General features: G+C 67.3%; 6 protein-coding genes. All 6 read left to right on the forward strand.

Features of this window, described 5'->3' with window-relative positions:
• Window positions 1–441 (forward strand): hypothetical protein (locus AC1DZ6_RS20510; RefSeq protein ID WP_477098980.1); only part of this gene is annotated, 441 nt, incomplete at its 5' end.
• Window positions 438–698 (forward strand): hypothetical protein, encoded by a 261-nt coding sequence (locus tag AC1DZ6_RS20515; protein ID WP_477098981.1) that lies wholly within the window; start codon window positions 438–440, stop codon window positions 696–698. The genes AC1DZ6_RS20510 and AC1DZ6_RS20515, both read left to right, overlap by 4 nt.
• Window positions 699–830: 132 nt before the next feature.
• Complete coding sequence (locus tag AC1DZ6_RS20520) at window positions 831–2,249, forward strand: M20/M25/M40 family metallo-hydrolase (protein WP_477098982.1); 1,419 nt, start codon at window positions 831–833, stop codon at window positions 2,247–2,249.
• A 55-nt stretch (window positions 2,250–2,304) separates the two neighbouring features.
• Window positions 2,305–2,904: a hypothetical protein gene (locus AC1DZ6_RS20525; RefSeq protein ID WP_477098983.1), complete on the forward strand. Its 600-nt coding sequence runs from the start codon at window positions 2,305–2,307 to the stop codon at window positions 2,902–2,904.
• Window positions 2,905–3,064: 160 nt separating this feature from the next.
• Window positions 3,065–3,805 (forward strand): M48 family metallopeptidase, encoded by a 741-nt coding sequence (locus AC1DZ6_RS20530; RefSeq protein WP_477098984.1) that lies wholly within the window; start codon window positions 3,065–3,067, stop codon window positions 3,803–3,805.
• Window positions 3,806–3,904: 99 nt separating this feature from the next.
• Window positions 3,905–4,059, forward strand: a 155-nt coding sequence (locus AC1DZ6_RS20535) for a Clp protease N-terminal domain-containing protein (protein ID WP_477098985.1), incomplete at its 3' end; no start/stop codon positions are given.

Raw genomic sequence — 4,059 nt, forward strand, 5'->3', positions numbered from 1 at the left:
GGGATGGGCAACGCGACGACCGTCCCCGTGACGGCCAACGCGACGACCGCCCCCGCGACAACAATCAGAACCGCGACCGTTTCGACGGCCAGCCGGGTCAAGGCCAGGGTCAGGGCCAGAGCCGCCGCGACCGCTGGCGCGAACGCGACGACCGCCCGCGCGACGACAACCGTCCCCGTGAAGAGCGTCCCCGTGACGATCGCCCCCGTGACGATCGCCCTCGCGATGATCGTCCCCGCGATGACCGCCCGCGAGATGACCGTCCCCGCGACGATCGTCCGCGTGAAGAGCGCGCGCCGCGCGAAGACCGTTTCCGTGACGAGCGTCCTCGCGAAGACCGTCCGGTCGCTGTCGAAAGCGCCGAGGTCGCGCCGACCGAAGCCCGCCGCGAGCGTCCGCGCCGTGACCGCGCGCCGCGCGACCGCGATCCGATGGCCGTGATCGAGCCCCAGGCCACGCCGCTGACCAGCGAGACTCAGGCCTCGCCCCTGCTGCGCAGCCAGGACGGCGACGTCAGCCACGCCCCGGCCTTCCTGGGCCGCAAGTCGACCCGCGCCGAGGCCGCCGTCGACACTGGTCCGGTCTCGACCTCGTCGGTGCTGGCGGCCGACGCCGAAGCCGCTCCGGCCAAGCCCAAGCGTCGCCGCGCCCCGCGCAGCTTCGAAGGCGGCGCCGCCCCAGACTCCGACGAGGCGTAAGCGTCCTCGATAACAGGCCGTTCTTCAGTCATCCCCCGACCGCGTCGGGGGATGACGTCGTTTTGGGCCCGGCCCCATTGCGCTGACCGCCAAACCCCGCCTAGCCTCGCCTCAACAGATTAGGGGGCGACCATGCGCGGCACGACCAAGACCATCCTCATGACGGCGGCGGCGCTGTCGGCCCTGGCCCTGACCGGCGTCGCCAAGGCTCAGTCGGCGGATGAAGTCGCCTTCCGCGGGCTCTACAAGGAACTGGTCGAGATCAACACCACGGCATCGGAAGGCAGCTGCACGGCGGCCGCCCAGGCCATGGGCGCGCGGCTGAAGGCGGCGGGCTTTGCCGACAGCGATGTGCGCGTGGTGTTCCCCGACGAGCATCCCAAGGCCGGCGCCCTGTTGGCCACCCTGCACGGCAAGGACCCCAAGGCCGGCGCGATCCTGCTGATGGCCCACATCGACGTGGTCGAGGCCAAGCGCGAGGACTGGGAGCGCGATCCGTTCAAGCTGGTCGAGGAGAACGGCTTCTTCTACGCCCGCGGCGCCAGCGACGACAAAGCCATGGCGGCGATCTTCACCGACAGCCTGGTCCGCTACAAGCAGGAGGGCTTCAAGCCCAGGCGCGACCTCAAGCTGGCCTTGACCTGCGGCGAGGAGGGCGGCCAGTTCAACAGCGTGCCGTGGCTGCTGGAGAAGTACCCCGAGGCCATGAAGGCCGACTTCGCGCTGAACGAGGGCGACGACAGCCAACTGGACGAGAAGGGCCAGCCTCGCCTGCTGGGCATCCAGGTCGGCGAGAAGGTCTACATGGACTACAATCTCGAAGTGACCAACGCGGGCGGCCACTCGTCGCGGCCGGTCAAGGACAACGCGATCTACCACCTGGCGGACGGCCTGGCGCGGCTGGGGGCCTACGACTTCCCGATCGCCCTGAACGACGCCACCAAGGGGTATTACGAGCAGAACGCCAAGATCGAGCCCGACGCCGAGGTGGCCGGCGCCATGCGGGCCATGGTCAAGGATCCCGGCGACGCGGCCGCCGCCGCCATCCTGGCCCGCGACCCGGGCCGCAACAGCATGATGCGCACCACCTGCGTCGCCACCATGGTCGACGCCGGCCACGCGCCCAACGCCCTGCCGCAGCGCGCCAAGGCCAACGTCAATTGCCGCATCCTGCCGGGCAACGACCCCAAGGTCATCCGCGACCAGCTGGAGCAGATCGTCGCCGACCCGGCCATCAAGATCACTCTGTCGGCCGATCCCGATCCGGTCAGCCCGCCGCCGCCGCTGACGCCGCGGATCATGGCCCCGGCCACCAAGGTCGCCGCCAAGATCTGGCCGGGCGTGCCGTTCATCCCCGCCATGCTGACCGGCGCCACCGACGGCCGCTTCACCAACGCCGCCGGCGTGCCGACCTACGGCCTCTCGGGCCTGATGGCCGGCACGGACGGCGACCACATCCACGGCCTGAACGAGCGCATCCAGGTCAAGGCGCTGATGAGCGGCCGCCAGTTCCTCTACGAGGTGGTCAAGATCTATGCCCAGCAACCTTGACCCCTGACGCTCGCGCCGGCGATGGAGCAAAACACCATGGCGTATGGTGGGGGTGATGATGGCTGAGACGAATTGGTTCGCGATCCTGGCGTCTGGGATCACCGGTGCCGCGCTAACTCAAGTCGCGGTGTCAGTGCGCGACGCCTGGGTTCATCGATCCGAGGGCAAGGTCACGGCTCTGTTGATGGCGTTGACCCTCGAGGAATACGCCTCAAGGTGCGCGCATTTTCATTCTGAAAATCGCGAGTGGGATTATGGGACCGGACCCAACCATTCCGACGTACCCAAGCTGGCTGATTATCCCGATAAGACCAATTGGCGAGCATTGGGTGTCAAGTTGGCGTCGTCAGTTCTTCAGCTGCGCGTAAGCTATGTGAACGCCTCCATCCGTATCAGCTATCAGCAACCGTTTGGCGAACACAACGTCATTTCGGAAGCCGAGGAGATGTGCCTTGAGCTTGGCATAGAGGCTCTAAAAGCCGCCGCCTTATTGCGCAGCGACAAGCGGCTTCCGCCCATACCAGCGGATGGTGTGCGGGGGTATTTCGACAAAGCGAAAGCTGACCGCGATCAGCGCGACGCGGAATTTCGCGAGAAAATGAAGCACGACCCCAACTGGAAATCATTTGCCGCCAAGACTCCCGGCACTGAATAGCGTGGTTCACTCTGACGTTTCTGCATATCGCCATATACGAAGCTCTACGCCGACGGGAAGTGATCCTGAGTGTCGTCCCGGATCGGCGCCACGCGCTTGTCCGGGATGACAAGCTGAAAGGAGAGCCCTAGATCTGGCTCAACCTCGTCGGAGCTTCACCATGCGCTGCTTTTTGCCGCTAGCCTTCGCCGCCCTGGCGCTGTCGGCCTGCGCCTACAATCCCGAGCTGGGTCGTCAGCAGATGACCATCGTCGACGACTCCAGCCTGACCAAGGCCGGCGAGCAGGCGTGGAGCCAGGCTCTGGCCAAGAGCAATGTCAGTGCGGATCGCGCGGCCACCGCCCGCGTGCGCGCCGTGGGGCAGCGGGTGGTCGACGCCGCGGGCCTGGGCCAGCGGCCCTGGGACTACGCCGTCTTCGTGGATACGGCGCCCAACGCCTTCGTCCTGCCCGGCGGCCATGTCGGGGTCACCACGGGCCTGCTGAAGATCGTCGACAACGACGACCAGCTGGCCGCCGTGATTGGTCACGAGGCCGGCCACGTCGTCGCCCGCCACGCCGCCGAGCGGCAGTCGCAGAACCTGACCTCCAGCCTGGTCCTGGGCGTGCTGGGCGCGGCCTCCGGGTCGTCCGACGCGGCCAGGGCGATCTCCAGCTATGGAAGCGACGCGGCCCGGTACGGCTTCCTGCTGCCGTTCTCGCGCAAGCAGGAGCTGGAGGCCGACCGCCTGGGCGTCGACTTCATGCAGCGGGCCGGCTACCGCCCGCGCGAGGCGGTGGTCCTGTGGCTGCACATGCAGGCCCAGGGCGGCTCCAGCACCCCGCAATTCGCCTCGACCCACCCGTCGGACGCCTCGCGGATCGCGGCGTTGCAGGCCTATATTACCCAACGCGGGTGGTGAGCCTTGTGTGGCGTATCGGCCACACCTAAATGACCCCTTGAGGTCGCTCGTGCTCAGTAGAGGCGAGCGATCCACATCCGCCCATGGAGGGGATACCGCATGAAGATCGATCTCTATTCCGACCGCGCCAAGTCCGCGGTCCAGTCGGCCCAGAGTCTGGCCCTGGCCAAGGGGCACCAGCAACTGGGTCCTGAACATCTGCTGAAGGTCCTGCTCGAGGAGAAGGATGGCCTCAGCCGCGCCCTGATCCAGAG

Source organism: Caulobacter sp. P1_B12_2, from assembly GCF_056406675.1.